The sequence below is a fragment of the Sphingomonas beigongshangi genome (genome assembly GCF_016820445.1).
Classification (GTDB): Bacteria; Pseudomonadota; Alphaproteobacteria; order Sphingomonadales; family Sphingomonadaceae; genus Sphingomonas; species Sphingomonas beigongshangi.
The window spans coordinates 277,875-293,111 of sequence record NZ_JADHDT010000002.1 but is presented as its reverse complement, the minus strand read 5'-3'; the positions used below and the strand labels follow the sequence as shown (position 1 = coordinate 293,111).

21 protein-coding genes and 1 tRNA gene are annotated in these 15,237 nt (G+C 68.3%); 12 read left to right on the top strand and 10 right to left on the bottom strand.

Going from position 1 to position 15,237, the window contains the following annotated elements:
• The first annotated feature begins 1 nt into the window (after position 1).
• The 9 genes from IQ292_RS04645 to IQ292_RS04605 all read left to right on the top strand — a co-directional run bounded on the left by IQ292_RS04645 (position 2) and on the right by IQ292_RS04605 (position 6,627).
• On the top strand, positions 2–973 hold the full coding sequence (locus IQ292_RS04645; RefSeq protein WP_203309140.1) for a flagellar motor switch protein FliM: 972 nt from the start codon (positions 2–4) through the stop codon (positions 971–973).
• Positions 970–1,272, top strand: a complete 303-nt coding sequence (gene fliN / locus IQ292_RS04640; RefSeq protein WP_203309139.1) for a flagellar motor switch protein FliN — start codon at positions 970–972, stop codon at positions 1,270–1,272. The genes IQ292_RS04645 and fliN overlap by 4 nt, the downstream gene beginning before the upstream one ends.
• Positions 1,273–1,287: 15 nt before the next feature.
• Positions 1,288–1,551 (top strand): flagellar biosynthetic protein FliO, encoded by a 264-nt coding sequence (locus IQ292_RS04635; RefSeq protein WP_203309138.1) that lies wholly within the window; start codon positions 1,288–1,290, stop codon positions 1,549–1,551.
• Positions 1,548–2,426 carry a flagellar type III secretion system pore protein FliP gene (gene fliP / locus IQ292_RS04630; protein WP_203309137.1) on the top strand — a complete coding sequence of 293 codons (879 nt, stop codon included), beginning with the start codon at positions 1,548–1,550 and terminating at the stop codon, positions 2,424–2,426. The genes IQ292_RS04635 and fliP overlap by 4 nt, the downstream gene beginning before the upstream one ends.
• A 64-nt stretch (positions 2,427–2,490) precedes the next feature.
• Positions 2,491–2,760, top strand: coding sequence for a flagellar biosynthesis protein FliQ (gene fliQ, locus IQ292_RS04625; protein WP_203309136.1), 270 nt, complete (start codon positions 2,491–2,493; stop codon positions 2,758–2,760).
• Between the two features lie 32 nt (positions 2,761–2,792).
• Positions 2,793–3,563, top strand: coding sequence for a flagellar biosynthetic protein FliR (gene fliR, locus IQ292_RS04620; RefSeq protein WP_203309135.1), 771 nt, complete (start codon positions 2,793–2,795; stop codon positions 3,561–3,563).
• Positions 3,563–4,681: a flagellar type III secretion system protein FlhB gene (gene flhB, locus IQ292_RS04615; RefSeq protein ID WP_203309134.1), complete on the top strand. Its 1,119-nt coding sequence runs from the start codon at positions 3,563–3,565 to the stop codon at positions 4,679–4,681. The genes fliR and flhB overlap by 1 nt, the downstream gene beginning before the upstream one ends.
• A 48-nt stretch (positions 4,682–4,729) precedes the next feature.
• Positions 4,730–6,229 (top strand): flagellar filament capping protein FliD, encoded by a 1,500-nt coding sequence (gene fliD / locus IQ292_RS04610; protein ID WP_203309133.1) that lies wholly within the window; start codon positions 4,730–4,732, stop codon positions 6,227–6,229.
• The gene (locus IQ292_RS04605; protein ID WP_203309132.1) at positions 6,229–6,627 is read left to right on the top strand and encodes a flagellar export chaperone FliS; all 399 of its coding nucleotides are present in this window, start codon (positions 6,229–6,231) and stop codon (positions 6,625–6,627) included. The genes fliD and IQ292_RS04605 overlap by 1 nt, the downstream gene beginning before the upstream one ends.
• A gap of 228 nt (positions 6,628–6,855) precedes the next feature.
• Here the strand turns inward: IQ292_RS04605 and IQ292_RS04600 are convergent, their stop codons facing one another.
• The 5 genes from IQ292_RS04600 to argH are packed head-to-tail and all read right to left on the bottom strand — an operon-like array spanning position 6,856 to position 11,455.
• Positions 6,856–7,809: a CorA family divalent cation transporter gene (locus IQ292_RS04600; protein ID WP_203309131.1), complete on the bottom strand. Its 954-nt coding sequence runs from the start codon at positions 7,807–7,809 to the stop codon at positions 6,856–6,858.
• Positions 7,806–8,561 (bottom strand): precorrin-2 dehydrogenase/sirohydrochlorin ferrochelatase family protein, encoded by a 756-nt coding sequence (locus IQ292_RS04595; RefSeq protein ID WP_203309130.1) that lies wholly within the window; start codon positions 8,559–8,561, stop codon positions 7,806–7,808. The genes IQ292_RS04600 and IQ292_RS04595 overlap by 4 nt, the downstream gene beginning before the upstream one ends.
• Positions 8,558–9,832: a diaminopimelate decarboxylase gene (gene lysA / locus IQ292_RS04590; RefSeq protein ID WP_203309129.1), complete on the bottom strand. Its 1,275-nt coding sequence runs from the start codon at positions 9,830–9,832 to the stop codon at positions 8,558–8,560. The genes IQ292_RS04595 and lysA overlap by 4 nt, the downstream gene beginning before the upstream one ends.
• Before the next feature lie 16 nt (positions 9,833–9,848).
• Positions 9,849–10,091 (bottom strand): hypothetical protein, encoded by a 243-nt coding sequence (locus tag IQ292_RS04585; protein ID WP_203309128.1) that lies wholly within the window; start codon positions 10,089–10,091, stop codon positions 9,849–9,851.
• Complete coding sequence (argH, locus tag IQ292_RS04580; RefSeq protein WP_203309358.1) at positions 10,088–11,455, bottom strand: argininosuccinate lyase; 1,368 nt, start codon at positions 11,453–11,455, stop codon at positions 10,088–10,090. Before argH ends, IQ292_RS04585 begins: the two co-directional genes overlap by 4 nt.
• Here argH and IQ292_RS04575 point away from each other — a divergent pair.
• Positions 11,382–12,074, top strand: a complete 693-nt coding sequence (locus tag IQ292_RS04575; protein ID WP_338057585.1) for a TlpA family protein disulfide reductase — start codon at positions 11,382–11,384, stop codon at positions 12,072–12,074. The genes argH and IQ292_RS04575 overlap by 74 nt on opposite strands.
• Positions 12,075–12,076: 2 nt before the next feature.
• On the opposite strand, the gene IQ292_RS04570 is transcribed toward IQ292_RS04575, so the two are convergent.
• Complete coding sequence (locus IQ292_RS04570; RefSeq protein WP_203309126.1) at positions 12,077–12,634, bottom strand: hydrolase; 558 nt, start codon at positions 12,632–12,634, stop codon at positions 12,077–12,079.
• 71 nt (positions 12,635–12,705) lie between these two features.
• On the opposite strand from IQ292_RS04570, the gene IQ292_RS04565 reads away from it, so the two are divergent.
• Positions 12,706–12,782 (top strand) — tRNA-Arg (locus IQ292_RS04565).
• Positions 12,783–12,812: 30 nt separating this feature from the next.
• On the top strand, positions 12,813–13,247 hold the full coding sequence (locus IQ292_RS04560) for a hypothetical protein (protein ID WP_203309125.1): 435 nt from the start codon (positions 12,813–12,815) through the stop codon (positions 13,245–13,247).
• Between the two features lie 94 nt (positions 13,248–13,341).
• Here IQ292_RS04560 and IQ292_RS04555 read toward each other — a convergent pair whose 3' ends face one another.
• Genes IQ292_RS04555 through IQ292_RS04540 form a run of 4 tightly spaced genes read right to left on the bottom strand, consistent with a single transcriptional unit; the run spans position 13,342 to position 15,207 of the window.
• Positions 13,342–13,785 carry a helix-turn-helix domain-containing protein gene (locus IQ292_RS04555; protein ID WP_203309124.1) on the bottom strand — a complete coding sequence of 148 codons (444 nt, stop codon included), beginning with the start codon at positions 13,783–13,785 and terminating at the stop codon, positions 13,342–13,344.
• Between the two features lie 2 nt (positions 13,786–13,787).
• Positions 13,788–14,234 (bottom strand): hypothetical protein, encoded by a 447-nt coding sequence (locus tag IQ292_RS04550; protein WP_203309123.1) that lies wholly within the window; start codon positions 14,232–14,234, stop codon positions 13,788–13,790.
• 2 nt (positions 14,235–14,236) lie between these two features.
• Positions 14,237–14,605 (bottom strand): hypothetical protein, encoded by a 369-nt coding sequence (locus IQ292_RS04545; RefSeq protein ID WP_203309122.1) that lies wholly within the window; start codon positions 14,603–14,605, stop codon positions 14,237–14,239.
• Positions 14,606–14,634: 29 nt separating this feature from the next.
• On the bottom strand, positions 14,635–15,207 hold the full coding sequence (locus tag IQ292_RS04540; protein ID WP_203309121.1) for a helix-turn-helix domain-containing protein: 573 nt from the start codon (positions 15,205–15,207) through the stop codon (positions 14,635–14,637).
• Positions 15,208–15,237 lie beyond the last annotated feature (30 nt).

The window sequence follows — 15,237 nt, the reverse complement described above, 5'->3', positions numbered from 1 at the left end:
CATGGTTAACGCCGAAGCAACCACGGATCGACGCACGCGGGATCGCGCCCCCGCCGCGCATGCGGCGGTGCTCGGCATGGCCAAGCTCAATCCGTTCGGTGACCTCCACACGCTGCAGCATCTCTCGGCACGTTTCGCCCGGTCGCTGCGCGGCATGTTCGAGCCGATGCTGCGCCGCGAGGCGCGCACCTGGGCAGAGCCGCTCGTCGTGCAGCGTTTCGCCGATTACCGCGCGGAACGGCCGGAGGGACTGACCGCCTGGCTGCCGCTCGCGATGGTGCCGCCCGGCGGCACCGGCCTTTGCGTCCTCGACGGCGTGTTCGTGCTCGAGCTGCTCGACCTGTTCTTTGGCGGTACGGGCGCCGCACCGGCGGTGATCCCCGCCGAATTCTCCCCTGCGGGAGAGGCCATGGTCGGCCGGCTCGGCGAAATGCTCGCGGCGCCGTTGCGGGCCGCCTGGGAACCGCTCGCCCGTATCGAGTTCACGCCGGGCCGTGTCGAGATCTCGCCCGCGATGCTCGCGATCGACGCGGAAGACGCGATGATCGTCACCCGCTTCGGCCTTGCGGTCGGCGAGGCGAAGCCGGTGTTCATCGACATCCTCTATCCCGTCACCGCACTGAAGCCGCACGCACCGACGCTGACCGGCAAGGTGCTGGCAAAGGTGGAAGCCGATCCCGCATGGCGTACGCAGCTGACGCGCGCGGCGATGGGCGTACGCTTCCCGATCCGCTCGGTGCTCGCCGAACCCGTCGTCCCGCTGTCGCGGCTGATGAACCTCAAGGAAGGCGACATCATCCCGATCAGCTTCGGCCCCGAAGTGCCGGTGATGGTCGGCTCCGACCTGCTCGGCCGCGGCACCGTCGGCACCGCCAACGGCCATGCCGCCGTCCGGCTCACCCAGATCGCGCATCTCGACGTCGGCACCGACCCGAGCGCCGCACACGACCTCGATCAAGGACAGGATCAATGAACGACATGACCGGCGGATTTCCCGTCGATGCCGCCGTGGCCGCGAATTTCCGGCTGCTGCAGGACGTCGACGTGAAGCTGACCGTCGAGATCGGCTCGACGCAGCTGACGCTCCGCGAACTGCTCGCGCTGGGTGAATCGAGCGTCATCGAGCTCGATCGGCAGGCGAACGAGCTGCTCGACGTGTTCGTCAACGGCACGCTGATCGGTCGCGGCGAGGTGGTCACGGTCGGCGACCGCTTCGGCGTGCGCATGACCGAGCTGGTTTCCCCCGACAAGACCGCGCCCGCGCGCGGCTGAGGCAGGCTTTCTTCGATGCTCTGGTCCTATATCCTCAAGCTCGTCATCATGCTGCCGCTGGTCTGCGGCCTGATGATCGGCTGCCTCTATCTCTGGCGCCGTCTCGAATCGCGCATGCCGGGCAAGCCGTCGACGCGCCTGATCGCCGTGCGCGAGACCATGATGATTTCGCCGGGCCTGCGGCTCGCGGTCCTCGACTTCGAGGGCAAGCGCCTGCTCGTGTCGGTCGGACGCGGCGGCGTGACCCTGGTCGACAAGTCCGAGGGGCCGCACGCGTGAGCGTCACCGTTACCCGTCGCGGCACCGGCCCGGCGCTGTTCCAGCAACCGACGGCGAAGCGCCGGACCGCGACGCCCGCCAAGTGGCTGTGGGTCGCGCTCGCATTGCTCGTCGCCATCCTGATCGCCGCCCCCGCCTTCGCGCAGGGCGCGCCTGCCGCCCCCGCGCCTGGCGTCGGCGACGCGGTCGACCGCGCGCTCGGCCAGCTCAGCAGCGGCGCGGGCGGCGGCAACAGCCAGTCGGCGCCGCTGTCGCTGTCGCTCCAGGTCCTGATCATCATGGGCCTGCTGACCATCCTGCCGGGCATCCTGCTGATGATGACCAGCTTCACGCGGATCGTCATCGTGCTCGCTGTCCTGCGCCAGGCGCTGGGCCTGCAGCAGACGCCGCCCAACCAGGTGCTGATCGGCCTTGCGCTCTTCCTTTCCCTGTTCGTGATGGCGCCGACAATCAGCCAGATGAATAGCCAGGCGATCCAGCCTTATGCGGCGGGACAGCTCGCCGGCACGCAGATGATCGAACGCGCCGGCGCGCCGCTGCACGACTTCATGACCAAGCAGACGCGGGTCAAGGACGTGACGCTGTTCGCGCAGATGGCAAAGAGCGGCCCCTATGCGAGCCCGAAGGAGATTCCCTATGCGGTGCTGCTGCCGGCGTTCGTCACCAGCGAGCTGAAGACCGCCTTCCAGATCGGCTTCCTCGTCTTCCTGCCCTTCATCGTCATCGACCTGATCGTCGCGACGGTCCTGATGGCGCTCGGCATGGCGATGCTGTCGCCGACGATCATCTCGCTGCCGTTCAAGCTGCTCTTGTTCGTCCTCGTCGACGGCTGGGCGCTGACGATGGGCAGCCTCGCCAATTCCTTCGCCACCTAAGGGCGATCGCAATTCCGCCGCCGTTCGGACGAACGGGATCGAGACGCTTCGGGATCATGGAACGATGGACGCCGATTACTTCCTGACGCTCGCCAACCAGACGATGTGGGTGCTCGCCCTGGCGAGCGCGCCGATCCTGATCCCGGCGCTCCTGGCCGGCCTCATCCTAGGCATGATCCAGGCGGCGACGTCGATCAACGAACAGACGCTCACCTTCGTCCCCAAGCTGCTCGTCGTCGCGGTCTCGATCCTGATCTTCGGCAGCCTGATTCTCGGCCTGCTCAGTGACTTCACGATCGGCATGTTCGAGCGCATCCCGGACCTGGTGAAGTGACGCGCGGCATGCGCGCCCTCGCAGGCTGAGCCATGCTGGGCTTCGGCCTCTCGATCGAGCCCCAGCTCTGGGCGCTCGTCTTCGTGATGATCCGCATCGGCGCGGCGTTCGTCGTCGCGCCCGTGTTCGGCGCGGTCTCGATCCCGCTACCCGTCCGGGTCTCGCTGTCGGGCGCGATCGGCATCTTCGTGCTCGCCGTGCACCCGGTCACGCCGCCGGCGCAGATCTTCGCCGTGGCGACCTTCCTCGCCGTCGCGGCGGAGGCGCTCGTCGGCCTCGCCATCGGCTTCGTGCTCCAGATCGCCTTCTCAGCCCCGCTCGTCGCCGCGGAGATCATCGGCGGATCGATGGGCCTCGGCTTCGCCAACACGATCGACCCGCAGAACGGCCGCAGCACGCCCGCGCTCGGCCAGTTCTTCAGCGTCATGCTGACGTTGCTGTTCCTGTCGGTCGACGGCCACCTGGTCCTCGTCGAGCTGCTCGTCAAAAGCTATCAGACGATGCCGCCGGGGACGTGGCTTGCGCCTGACCGGCTGAAGCAGATCGCGCTGTTCGGCGGCTATGCCTTTCTCGCGGGAATGCTGCTCGCGCTGCCCGTCGGCTTCCTGCTGCTCTGCCTCAACCTCGTCGTCGGGATGGTCAGCCGTGCCGCGCCTGCGCTCAACCTCTTCTCGGTCGGCCTGCCCGCCAGCCTGGCGGTCGGCGTGATCGCGCTCGCCGTCGCCTTCCCGGCGATGGGCGACTATATGCTCGTCATCATCCGCGAGGCGCTCGCCGCCACGCAAGGGCTGGTGGAGGGCTGATGTCGGAGGAGAAGACAGAAGCCCCAACCCAGCGCCGCAGGCAAAAGGCGGCGGAGGACGGCGATCTCGTCCAATCCAGGGACCTGGCGACCGCGCTGGTCGTGATGGCGGGCGTCGGCTGGCTGATCTTCTTCGGTCCGCAATTGCTCGGCGCGTGCAAGGCGGTGATGGCGGCGAGCTTCCGCTTCGATCGCGGCGACGTCGAGGATTTCTCGCCCTGGCGGCCGCTTGCCGAAGCGGGCTGGAAACTGCTGCCCTCGCTCGCCGCGCTCGCGATCATCTCCGTGCTCGCGACGGTCGCGAGTTCGGCCGGTCTCGGCTCGCTGAGCTTCCATGGCAAGAAGCTCGCGCCGCAGGCGAGCCGCATCAATCCCGCCTCGGGTCTCAAGCGCATCTTCGGGATGAACGGCTGGATCGAGCTCGGCAAGTCGTTGCTCAAGATGATCCTGCTCGGCTCCATCGGCGGCTATATGCTGTGGAAGTCGAGCCGAGCGACGCTGGGCCTGTCCTCATCCGACCTCGGCACCGCGCTGGGCGAGCTGGGCGGCACCTTCACCGGCATCATGATCGCCATGGCGATGGGCCTGGTCGCGATCGCGCTGTTCGACGTGCCGATCCAGATCCTGCAGCTGCTGCGCAAGCTGCGCATGACCAAGCAGGAGATCAAGGACGAGCACAAGGAGACGGAGGGCAATCCGGAGGCGAAGGGCCACATCCGCGCGATGCAGCGCCAGATGGCGACGCGCGGCGTGCGCAAGGCGGTCAGCGAGGCGCATGTCGTCCTGACCAACCCGACGCATTTCGCCGTCGCGCTGCGCTACGATCGCGGCAAGGATCAGGTGCCGGTCGTCGTCGCCAAGGGCCGCGGCGTCACCGCGCTCGCGATCCGCGAGGTCGCCGCGGAGGCGCGCGTGCCGGTGCTCGAATATCCGATGCTCGCCCGCGCCGTCTATTATACCGCCAAGGAGGGACAGGAGGTCCGCGACGACCTGTATACCGCGATCGCGACGGTGCTCGCCTTCGTCTTCAACCTCAACGCCGCGGCGGGGGGCAGCCAGCCGCCGATCGAGGTGCCGGAGAGCGCCCGGTTCGACGAGAACGGCGTCAAAATTCGTTAAAACCACGGCACCATCGGCCGTTTACCAGGGTGAAGGCGGGAGTTCGCGATGACCACCACGACCAGCACCACGAGCACCCCGACCCCCACGCCGACGCCGACGCAGACGGCGCAGAGCATCACGCAGAATGCGGCGCAGGCGCTGCTGACCTCGCTCAATTCCGGATCGGGGATCGACACGGCGACGCTGATCCCGTCGCTGGTCCAGGCGCAGTTCGCGGTCAAGACCGCCGCGCTGACCGCGAAGAACGACGCGCTGACGGCCCAGATCTCCGCGGTGTCCGACCTGAAGAGCACGATGACGACGCTGTCGACCGTGATGACGTCGCTCGCCACCGGCGGGACGGTCCAGACCCAGCCGACCAGTTCGAGCACCGGCGTGCTGAACGCCACTGCCCTGCCCGGCGCGACGATCGGGGCGCTGTCTTCCCGGATCACCGTCAACGCGCTTGCCACCGCGCAGGGTGCGCGCACCACGAGCGCGATTGCCGACCGTAGCGCGCCGATCGGGTCCGGCACGTTCACGCTCACGCTGGGCACCGCAACCTATTCCTCCGACGGCACCCAAATGACCGGTTTCTCCGCCGGCAGCGGCACGCCCGTCTCGATTTCGGTCACCAACGCCAGCCTCGACGGCATCGCGGCGGCGATCAACGGCGCCAAGGCCGGCGTCACCGCCAGCGTGGTCGCGGACAGCGACGGCAAGGCCTATCTCTCGCTCAAGGGATCGACCGGCGCGGCGCAGGCCTTCACGCTGTCGGCCTCGTCGGATCCGTCGGGCAATCTTGCCCAGTTCAACGTCGGGACGGGGGCGCCGACGACGTTGACCGGCACCGCCGGCAATGCTTCGCTCACCGTCGATGGCATCACCGTTCAGCGTGCAACCAATTCGATCAGCGACCTGGTCAGCGGCGTGAAGCTCGACCTCGCGGGCACCGGCACGACAACATTGGGCAGCCAGCGACCGACGACCGCGCTGAGCGATGCGGTGAACAACTTCGTCAGTTACTACAACGAGATCTATGGTCAGCTGAATACCGACCTCGATCCCGTCAACGGCAAGCTGAAGGGGGATCCCGCCGCATCCGCGATGATGCGTACGCTGCAACAGCTGACGACCAAATCGATCGTACCGGGCGCGACGGGCAGCACACCCGCAACACTCGCACAGATCGGCGTCGCGACCAACAAGGATGGCACGCTGACCGTCAATTCGACGGTGCTGCAACAGGCGCTCGCCAACGCGCCCGATGCGGTCGAGGCGATGTTCGCGCCGACCGCCAGCAACGCGATCGGACTGCAATCCTCGATCGCGCAGATGTCCTTCGCAGCAGCAAGCACGACCACGGGTCTCGGCGCGTCCACCAACACCTATACGCTGGCGCAGAAGGACGTCGCGGATCAGCAGGACGACCTGTCGCGTCAGTCCGACGCGATGACGCAGCGTCTCACCCAGCAGTTCGCCAGCATGAATGCACGCGTGTCCGCCTACAAAGCGACGCAGACGTTCATGGATAACCAGATCAAGGCGTGGAACAAGAGCAACTGATGGCCTACGCGACCGCTCTCGCCGGCAATCCCTATGCCACCTATCGCCAGATCGACGTCGTCGGCCGGACCGCGGAGGCGCAGGGGCCGGGGCTTGTCCAGCTGTTGTACGAAGAACTTGTCGCCGCGCTGCGCGCCGCCGCTTGGGCGGTGGAGAACGGCCGCCTGACGGTGAAGAGCGAGCGCGTGACGCGCGCGACGGCGATCCTGTTCGCGCTCGAAGCCGGATTGGATTTTGAAAAGGGCGGGGACGTATCCGTCACCCTGTCGCGCTTCTACGGCGGCATCCGCAAGGCGATCGTCGACGCGTCGATCGGCACCGACCCGGCGCCGTTCCGCGCGGCGGCGGAAAGCCTGTCCGAAATCGCCGAGGCGTGGCGCATCGCCCGCGCCGCCTGATACGAGGCCCTCGCCCACGTCCCGTCGCCCGTTTTAGGTCGGGCGACGTCTTCACCCCCGATCGACGTGACCGCCGGCTCTTCGCCGGCCCCTAGTCTTCGATCCAGCAAGGCTGGATCGGGGCGGTTCCGGCCCTCGCCCCCACCCGGCCGCCCATCCAGAATACGCTGCGTGGGCGGCCGGGTGGGGGTGAGGGCCGGAACCGCAACCACGCACGTGGGTCATACTCTATCGCTGGAACCAGTGCCGCTGGACGAAATAGATCGTCACGCCGGCCGCGATCAGCGCGCAGACACCGGTGATCGCGTCGAACGCCCAGGGTTCATGCTGGTAAGGCAGATTGTCGACGTTCATGCCGTACAGGCCAGTGATGAAGGTCAGCGGCAGGAAGATCATCGCGACGATGGAGATGATCAGCGAACGATGATCGATCTGTTCGCTGCGCAGGTCGGTCAGCGCCTCGTGCGTCAGCGCGGCGCGCTCGCGGATCGCCTCCAATTCCTCCGCCATGCGCGCGGCGCGGTCCGCCGCGGCGGCGAGATGTCGGCGGTCGTCTTGGTGCAACCAGTCGCCCGGCAGTGCCGCCAATGTCTCAAGCGCGGTCCTTTGCGGACTGAGGAAGCGTCGATAGCCGATGGCGGCGACGCGCACCTGCGTGACCGTGCGGCGCAGTTCGAAGATGCGCGCCGCGTCCAGGTCTGCCTCGCACGAGTCCAGTCGGTCGCCAAGTTCGGCGACCTCTGGATCGAGGTCGGCGGTGATCGCGGTGGCGAAGGCCGCGATGAGGTCACCCGGATCGGCGATCTTCCCCGCCTCGACCTCCTTGCGGACCGCACCGACCGCAACCAGCGGCTTGCGCGTCACGGAATAGACGTGGCCTCTGACGGCCCAGATGCGGACCGACGCCAGCAGGTCGGTGGTGTCGAGCTCCTCGGACGATCGGCCGCGGAGATTGAGGAAGGCGCCTTCGTCGACCGCCTCGCACCGCGGCCGCGTCTCCTGTGCGGTCAGGGCATCGACGATATATTCCGGCAGTCGCGCGCGCTCGCGCAGCCATAGCTGCGCATGGTCCGCGGTCGTCGACAGATGCATCCAGACGAGGTCGGCACCGTCGCCCAAAGCATCCTTGAACGAAATCTCCTCCGCCCGCCCGCCTTTGATACGATAACCGAAGCCGCTCATGCCCGCACAATCCGCACCGTCAGTCCCTCTGCCGCCTCGGCCGGGGCCAAGAGTCGTTCCGCGTCCGCCCGCGCGCGGATCAGTATCGCTGCGGGCACGTCGGCATCGTGGATCACCCGATCCGCCTGTGCCAACGCACGGGCATCGCGAAGGGTCAGATCGTCGGGATCGTCGGAGCGCAGGCGGATCGTCACCGCCTGCGTCGATTGCACCGACGCCCCCGCGAGATAGGCGTCGACCGCAGCGGCATCGCCCGGTCCCAGCGGATCGAGCGGCTGTCCCTCCGCCATCCCGCGCGCGAGCAGGCGTCGGCGTTCGCCCATATCGGGGATGCGCCGCCGCAACGACCCGCGCGCCGCGAACAGCCGCTCCGCCAAAGCACCCATTGTAGCCGGCAGCAGCGCCTCGAGCCGTTGGCGCAAGGCGGCGGCGAGACCCGCGGAAACGCCGCCAGTCCCGATCGCGACGATCACGGGATCGCGATCGACGATGGCGGGCAAGGTGAAATCGCACAGATCCGGCCGGTCGACCGCATTCACCAATATGCCGCGCGCGCGCAACCGCGCGACCGCCGCATCGGGTTCGGGCAGGGCGACGATCGCCAGCACCGCCGCTTCGCCCGCTTCCCCGACGATCATCGCGCCGGCACGCGCGAGCAGACGTCGCTTCGCCTCGGCCGCCTCCCCCTCCCCGATCAGGATGACGGGGCGCCCCGCCAGCCGGACGAACAGCGGCAGGCTGTGCAGGCTCATCCGCCGGCCTTGGGCTGCAGCCAGTCGGGAACCCGCTCCGCCGCCAGGATCGTCTCGGCCGCGATCCGGTCTGCGACCACGGCATAGCGATCGCCGTCGACCAGTACTTCGGGCACCAAAGGCCGACTGTTATAGGTCGACGCCATCGTCGCGCCATAGGCGCCGGCGGTACGCAATACCGCGAGATCGCCGCCCTTCACCGCGTCGATGTCCCGTGCCAGCGCGAAGGTGTCGCCGGTTTCGCACACGGGCCCGGCGATGTTCGCGGTCATCCGCGCCCCGCCCGGCGCCACCGCGGCGAAATCGTGCCACGCATCATAGAGCGCGACGCGGGCAAGGTCGTTCATCGCCGCGTCGACGATGACATAGGGGTGCTCGACGCCGGGTTTCACCCAGATCACCTCGGTCAGCAGCACGCCGGCGTTGCCCGCGATGACGCGGCCGGGCTCGAACATCAGTTCGACGTCCCATCCCGCCGTCGCCCTGGCGACCATGGCGCCATACTCTGCCGGGCTCGGCAGGACCTCGCCCGCCTTGTACGGTACGCCCAGGCCGCCGCCCAGATCGACGTGCGTAATGGCGTGTCCCGCGCGGCGCAGTTCCGCGACGAGCGTACCGATACGGGCATAGGCCTCTTCCAGCCGCGACAAATCGGACAGCTGGCTGCCGATGTGACAGGCCACCCCACGGAGGTCGAGCCCGTCCAGCGCGGCGAGGCGCGCGAACATCGCCGCCGCCTGATCGATCGGCACGCCGAACTTGTTCTCGCGCCGCCCGGTCGAGATCTTGGCGTGCGTGCCCGCGTCGACGTCGGGATTGACGCGCAGGGTCGCGGGCGCCCGCTTGCCCGCCGCCGCCGCGAGCCGGGCGAGGACCACGCCCTCCTCCTCCAGCTCCAGGTTGAACTGGCCGATGCCTTCGTCGAGCCCCTTTTGAAGCTCGGCACGCGTCTTGCCGACGCCGGAGAAGACGATGTCCTTCGCCGGGATGCCCGCCGCCAGGGCGCGCGCCATCTCGCCGCCGGACACGACGTCGGCGCCATAGCCTTCGTCCGCCAGCACGCGCAGCACCGCCAGATTCGGGTTCGCCTTGATCGCATAGGCCAGGTGGACGCGCGGCAAGTCCTTCAGTCCGTCGCGAAACGCACGCGCGTGACGGCGGAAGGTCGCGGTCGAATAGACGTAGACGGGCGTCCCCACCTCTGCCGCGATCCGGGGCAGCGGCACGTCCTCGCAATGCAGGATGCCGTCACGATAGGCGAAATGGTCCATGGCTGATCCGGGTCGTTCAGGTCGGGGGCAAGTCGAATTCATCCGAGCGCCGCTCGTCGGACTGACGCAGCAGTTCGTCGCTGCGTTGCGGACGCTGCTGCGTCGTCGGCGTCAGCAATTGTTTGGGCGTGGGCGTCGCGGTCGCACCCTCGGGTGCCACGGGCAGCGGCCGCCCCGGCGGCGGCTCGAGGTCCGACACCGCGCCGCAACCCGCCAGGCCGAGTGCGGCCGCCACGGTCAGGATCGTCCGACGGTTCATCGCATCGTCTCCCGCGCGGCCGCGATCGCGGCGCGTACGTTGGCGGGCGCGGTGCCGCCGAAGCTGGTCCGGCTGGCGACCGAGGCGTCGACCGACAGCACGTCGTACAGAGCCTCGTTCACCCGCGCGTCGATTGCCTGGAATTCGGCGAAGGGCAGCTCGTCCAGCCGCACGCCCAACTCCTCCGCCCGCTTGACGGCGCGGCCGGTGACGTGATGCGCCTCGCGGAACGGCAGGCCCGCCTCGCGCACCAGCCAGTCGGCGAAATCGGTCGCGGTCGCAAAGCCGCTTTCCGCCAGCGCGCGCATGCGATCGGTGCGGAAGGTGGCGCTCTCCACCATCCCCGTCATCGCCGCGATCGACAGGCCGAGGAGGTCGTGGCACTCGAAGACGGGCGGCTTGTCGTCCTGCATGTCCTTCGAATAAGCGAGCGGCAGCCCCTTCATCGTCACCATCAGGCTGGTCATGCAGCCCATGATGCGGCCGGCATGACCGCGCACCAGTTCGGCGGCATCTGGATTGCGCTTTTGCGGCATGATCGAGCTGCCGGTCGACCATTGGTCGCTCAACGCGACGAAACCGAACGGCTGCGACGCCCAGAGAACGAATTCCTCCGCTAGGCGCGACAGGTGCAGCGCGCATTGCACGGCCGCGGTCAGGTAATCGATCGCGAAGTCCCGGTCGCTGACCGCGTCCAGGCTGTTGCGCGTCGGTCCGTCGAAGCCGAGCGCCGCCGCCGTCGCCGCGCGATCGAGCGGAAAGCCGGTGCCGGCCAGTGCCGCACTGCCGAGCGGGCAGAGGTTCATCCGCGCACGCGCGTCGCGGAAACGCGAAACGTCGCGGGAGGCCATCTCGACATAGGCCATCAGGTGATGGCCCAGGGTCACCGGCTGCGCCGACTGCAGGTGCGTGAAGCCGGGCATGACGCTGGCGGCATGCTCCTCCGCGCGCGTCAGCAACGCCACGCGGAGCGCGTCGAGCGCCACCAGCGTCTGATCGATCGCGTCGCGCACCCACAAGCGAAAGTCGGTCGCGACCTGGTCGTTGCGGCTGCGCGCGGTGTGCAGGCGACCCGCGACCGGGCCGATGGCCTCGGCCAGCCGCGCTTCCGTCTGCATGTGGATATCCTCGAGCGCGAGGTCCTCCGCAACGCCGTGCGCCGCATAGTCCGCGGCGACGCGGTCGAGCCCGGCATCGATCGTCGCGGCATCGTGTGCCGACACGATCCCCTGTTGCGCCAGCATCGCGACGTGCGCTTTCGATCCGGCGATGTCCTGGCGCCACATGCGCTTGTCGAACGGGATCGAGGCGTTAATCTCGCGCATCACCGCGGCCGGGCCTTCGGCGAACCGTCCGCCCCACATCGAATTGGAACCGCTCATGTCCCCGTCACCTTTTGCGCGCGTCGCGATGGTTGGTCTCCTGGCGCTCGCCATCGGCGGTTGCGATAGGCAAAGCGCGGGAAACGCACAAGGCGACGCGACCGCGATCAACGCGAGCGCGCCGTCGCCCGACGAGGCGGCACCTGCGGCCGGTGCGGCCGCCGCCGCAACCGGCATCGATCGCAGCCATAGCGGCGAAGCGGCACCGACCGCTTCGTTCACCGGTCCCGACGGAAAGCAGACCAGCCTCGCCGCGTTCCGCGGCAGACCGGTCCTGGTGAACCTGTGGGCGACATGGTGTGGCCCCTGCGTCGCCGAGCTGCCCACGCTCGGCAAACTGGCGGGTTCCGGCACGGTCCGCGTCGCGGCGATCAGTCAAGACATGCAGGCGACCGACAAGGTGCCGGCATTCCTGCAAGCGCACGGCGGCGCGGCGCTGACGCCCTATGTGGACAAGGCGATGGCGCTCTCGCTCGGCTATGGCGCCAATCTGCCGATGACGGTGCTGTTCGATGCCACTGGCAAGGAGGTGTGGCGCTGGCGCGGCGGCAACGACTGGACGGGCGCCGCTGCCAAAGCGCTGATCGCCGAGGCGAAATAACCTCAGGCCAGTGTGATCGCGTCGCTTTCGACGAGGCGGGCGATCTGCGGCAGGATGTGGCGCACGGCGAATTCGTGAAGCTCGGTCGAACGCGAGGTGCAGGCATCCTCGACGACCACGACGTCGTAGGAAAGCTCCCACGCGCTGCGGACCGTCGATTCGACACCGAAGTTGGTCGCGATGCCCGCCACCACGACCGTCCGCACACCGCGTCGCCGCAACTGGAGATCGAGATCGGTGCCGGTGAACGCACCCCAATGGTGCTTGAGGACGACGATGTCGCCATCCTGCCGGACGCCGTCAACGAAGTCGGCGAAACCTGCCGGCGTACCCTCCTTGGGCAGGCGGGGCGCATCGACGTCGAGGCTGGGCGCTTCCGCCGCGGTGAAGCCGACATGGACGAGCACGACCGGCGCTCCCCCCTTCCGGAACCGCTCCGCGAGTGCGGTCGCGGTCGCCACGACCGCCTCGCCGGACCTTGGCCCTTTGTCGCCGGGTACGATACCTTTTTGAAGGTCGATGAGGACAAGCGCGGTGGAGCGGGGATCATAGCTGGGCATGCCGGCGAGAACCGCCGGACGGGCAAGGGGTTGCGTCCTCCAGGCGAATCGCCTAGGCGCGCCGCTTCCAAGCGCCCGTAGCTCAGCTGGATAGAGCATCAGACTACGAATCTGAGGGTCGGACGTTCGAATCGTTCCGGGCGCGCCATTCACTTTTTCCGAGTGCGGGAACCGCGCAGTGGCGGACAAGAGCTGGGGTGTCGATTCGACCCCGGGGTTTCACATCCGAAGCAGCGAAGACGGCGCCACTAGCCGGGCGCGGCACCGCGCCGAGCGCGCGCGCGAACGCGAGGCCGCGCTCGCCGAACGTCTGGCGAACCGATCCGCCGAACGCGCGGCCGCTGCCGAAGCACGGGAGGCGGACCGCGTCGAACGGCGGGACGCTGCGGATCGGCGCGCGATGATCGATCCCCATGCGGCGCCCGCGCGCCCGCGCGGCTCGGGACGCAAGGACGTCGTGCGCGAGCAACGTGATACGCGCGGCTACACGACGATCGTGGACGACGAGCGCATCCGCGTCCTGTTCAAGCGGGGAGCGTCGGTCGCCGGACTTGCGGCCGCATTCGGCATCGACGCCGAAGCCGTCGCAGCCATCCTTGCGAATGATGCCTGATGGGCGATCCAGCACGGTTGGACGGGTGAGGGCCGTCGCCGCTTCAATGTAAATCCATCAGACCCGAGCAGATTCTACGCTCGTACGGAGGATGTCAGTCCGGCAGCATGCGTTCGACCAGCGCGACACCCTCGGCACTGAGGGTCATCCACCAGCGACGTCGGTCGGTCGTATCAGCCGTACGGACGACGAGCCCACGCTGGTCGAGCATGTTGAGCCAGCGGAGCGCCGTCGCTTGCGGCACGGCGGCGGCGATGCAGGCGTCCGATACGCTGACGCGCCGTCCCGCCCCTTGCGCGACATAGAGGTCGAGCAACATGTCCCAGGCCGGATCCGCGAAGAGATCGCGATGGGCCTCGGCGCCCGTCCGTGCGGCCAGTCGCACCCGCCGCACCATCTGCGCGACGGCCAGCGCATCGGATCGCGGTAGCCCACGTCCCTCGGTTCCGCCGCTCGCGCGCTCCCCCGGCTGCCGCGGCAGGGCCACCTGCGGGCGAGATTCGTCGACCGCCCAATGCCGCGGCTGCTCCATATCCATTGTCACCAACTCCAGTCCCGCTGACGGCCGGAAATCGCGGCGCGGCGCGCATGCCGCACGACGCCGGCAAGCAGGATCAACACGGCCAGCCAACCCGGCGCGGCGAGCGCAATGGCATAGGCCTGGCGCACGATCCCCGGGTCGATCAGCTTGATAAGATGGGTCAGCACCGCGACACCCTGCGCCGCGAAGGCAGCGATCGGCCAGAACCGGTCGGCTCGCAGCAGGACGACCGTCACCCCCACCAATACCGCAATGTCGATTGCGGCGACGTAGGGTTCTATCCGCGCAAAGCGCGCGGGCATTCCCGAATAGCCCGCCATCGTGGCGACATAGGCAAGCGCGAACATGCCCGCGACAATCTTTTCCGGTTGTCCTCCACGCCACCCCGCCAGCACAACCGTCGCCAGCAGCAGCAGCGTGAAGGCGATGACGTTCGGACCGGGCATTGTCAGGCGGCGCGGATCGCGACGACGTTGCCCTGGTTGGCACCCGAACCCGATGGCCGCTGCTCGGGCGGCGGGCAATCCGACGCGTCACCGAACATCGTCGGGTCGAGACCCATGGTCGCAGGCAATTCGGCGGCGAGCTTGTGCGCCATGACGAACTCCTCGCGTGCCTCGATCTGGGCGGCGAGCGACTTGGCGATCTTGCGAATCATCGGCACGCCCGTGCCCATTGCGACACCGGTGGCGGCGCGCTGCTCGAGCACGGTGGCAAGTAGTCGCGCGGTTCGTGCGGCGGCAAGGTCGGCGGCCTGTTCGGCCGGAATGAAAGCGTCACGCACGGTGTGCGCGGCGACGGCGACGTCCTGGCTCATGGTCTGCCTTTCGCGACGGGCCGACCGGTTCAGCGTCGGCCCGAGTGGTTTGTCCCTGATGGCGCGAGGCTGGATCGCCACGCGCTCAATTGTTCGATGGCGGCCCCGAGCCCGGCGATCGCCAGACACAGGAGGATGAGCGAAAGGAGCGCCACGCCCATCCGCTGGAGCGGGTCGAGACGATTGCGCCTCGGCAGCTCCGGCACCGCCACGGCAGGAAGTGGCAGGTCGCCGATCGGTTCGACCAGTCGCGAAAACTCCGTAGGCGATTTCTCCGGAACCGGATCCGCCGGGAGAGCGGGGGGCGGCGCGGCCTGCGGGAACGGTGCGTCGAGAGGCACCGCCGTGACCATACGTGCGGCCTCGCGGCGGCTGGGCGCGCCCAGGATGGTCATCGCGCGCTCGATGTGCGTGTTGACCGTGCTCGGGGAGATGCCGAGTTCCTCGGCGATCTGCTCCGTCTTCTTCAGTTCGGCGACGCGACGCAGGCAGTCGATCTGCCGCTGCGAGAGCTTGGCGAGCGCCTTGTCGCGATCCGAGGAAGACGATGATTCGATCATGAGCCTGCGCGCTTTATGCGATCCGAAACCAGAGGTCTGCAACGTCGGCGGGCTCTTGCGAAAAATGATCCC